Origin of the sequence: Shewanella sp. 10N.286.45.A1 (genome assembly GCF_041470405.1) — a bacterium.
GTDB lineage: Bacteria > Pseudomonadota > Gammaproteobacteria > Enterobacterales > Shewanellaceae > Shewanella.
The window spans coordinates 2,055-4,029 of sequence record NZ_JBFRMK010000314.1 but is presented as its reverse complement, the minus strand read 5'-3'; the positions used below and the strand labels follow the sequence as shown (position 1 = coordinate 4,029).

The window sequence follows — 1,975 nt, the reverse complement described above, 5'->3', positions numbered from 1 at the left end:
AATGCAATTGGTATTACATGTGTGAGGGGCATAACAAAAAAAAGCCGTTGAATGAACTTGTCATCAACGGCTTTTTTATCGCTAATTACGGCGGTTTATATTGCTGTAATTACCAAATTTTAACGCGCTTTTCTGGAGCAATATACATAGCATCACCAGGTTTCACGTCATAAGTGCTGTAAAACTCTGGCATGTTTGAAAGTGCGCCAAGTGAACGGAACTGTGCAGGTGAATGTGGATCTGTCGCTACACGGTTACGCATTGACTCTTCTTTGATTTTTGCACGCCAGATCTGGGTGAAACCAATGAAGAAACGCTGATCGCCTGTCAGGCCGTCAATCACAGGTGCTTCTTGACCATTAAGTGATTTCTTGTAAGCACGGTAAGCGATAGTGACACCTGAAAGATCACCAATGTTCTCACCAAGTGTTAGTTCGCCATTAACGTGTAGGTCGTCAAATACGGCGTAATCATTGTACTGATCGATAAGGGCTTTACCGCGAGCTGAAAACTCTTTCAAGTCTTGTTCTGTCCACCAATCACGCATATTGCCTTCACCGTCAAACTTAGCGCCTTGATCGTCAAAACCATGGCCCATTTCATGACCAATAACCGCACCGATGCCACCGTAGTTAACTGCGTCATCAGCTTCCATATTAAAGAATGGAGGCTGCAAGATTGCTGCAGGGAATACGATTTCATTCATAGTTGGGTTGTAGTAAGCATTTACCGTTTGTGGGGTCATATGCCATTCCCACTTACGAATAGGGCTACCGAGTTTTTCTAGCTCTTTTTCATGGCTCAGCTCGCTTGCGCGCAGGTTGTTGCCGAACAGGTCGTCAGCTTTAATGGTTAGCTTATCGTAGTTTTCCCAGCGATCAGGGTAACCAATCTTAGGATCAAACTTAGCTAACTTATCTTTAGCAGCGACTTTAGTGTCAGCACTCATCCACTCTAGTGACTCAATGCTATCGCCGTAGGCGCCGCGTAAGTTCTCAACCAAAGTCTGCATGCGTGTCTTAGCTTCTGGTGCAAAGTGACGCTTAACATATACTTTTCCGACTACTTCACCAAGCAAGCTGTTGACTGAAGCGACACCGCGCTTCCAGCGAGGTTGTTGTTCTTCTTGACCGTTAAGTGTTTTAGAGAAGAACTCAAAGTTTTCAGTATCTAACTCTTCACTTAGGCTGCTTGCTGCATGTGTCAGTAGCTGCCACTGCATGTAGGTCTTCCAAGTATTTAGGTCTGTCGTCTTGATGACTTCATTCAGCCCTTGGATAAAGCTAGGCTGGTTGATGATGATGTCAGCTTGCTTATCAGCGCCAAGGGTTGCTAGGTAACCATCCCAGTTGATGTCAGGTGCAAGTGTTGGCAGATCTTTAACTTGGTATAAGTTGTAGGTCTTAGTGCTATCACGAGTCTCAACCACATCCCAATGCTTTTCAGCAATTGATGTTTCAAGAGCCAGTACCGCTTCAGCGCTAGCTTTAGGGTTAGCAAGACCTGCAAGGGTATACATCTTTTCGATGTGTGCTACGAACGCTTTACGGATATTAACGAAGCGCTCGTCTTGGTTAAAGTAGTAATCTTTTTCTGGCAGGCTTAAGCCATACTGCCAGATATGCGTCGCATAACGGCTAGAGTCTTTCGCATCGACACTGATGTAAAATGCCATTGGAGTGCCGCCGCCAATCACTTGGCTACGAGCAAAATAAGCCACTAGCTCATCTTTATTCTTAATGGCACTGACTTTATCAAGTTCGCTTTGAATGGGGGTCACGCCCAGTTTATTGAGTGTTTCAACATCCATGAATGAACGGTAAAGATCAGCCACTTTTTGCTCATCGCTACCAGCTTTAAGGTTAGGTGTTGCAGCGACTTCTTCGATAATTGCTTTTACGTCATCACGTGATTTTTCACGAAGATCATAAAATGCACCTGTGCTAGTGCGATCGCTCGGGATAGTGGTGTTCTT

General features: G+C 44.8%; 1 protein-coding gene. It reads right to left on the bottom strand.

The genetic code is table 11. From position 1 onward, the window contains the following. Positions 1 to 109: 109 nt before the first annotated feature. On the bottom strand, positions 110 to 1,975 hold a 1,866-nt coding region (locus AB4238_RS20080), incomplete at its 5' end, for a M13 family metallopeptidase (RefSeq protein ID WP_372035138.1).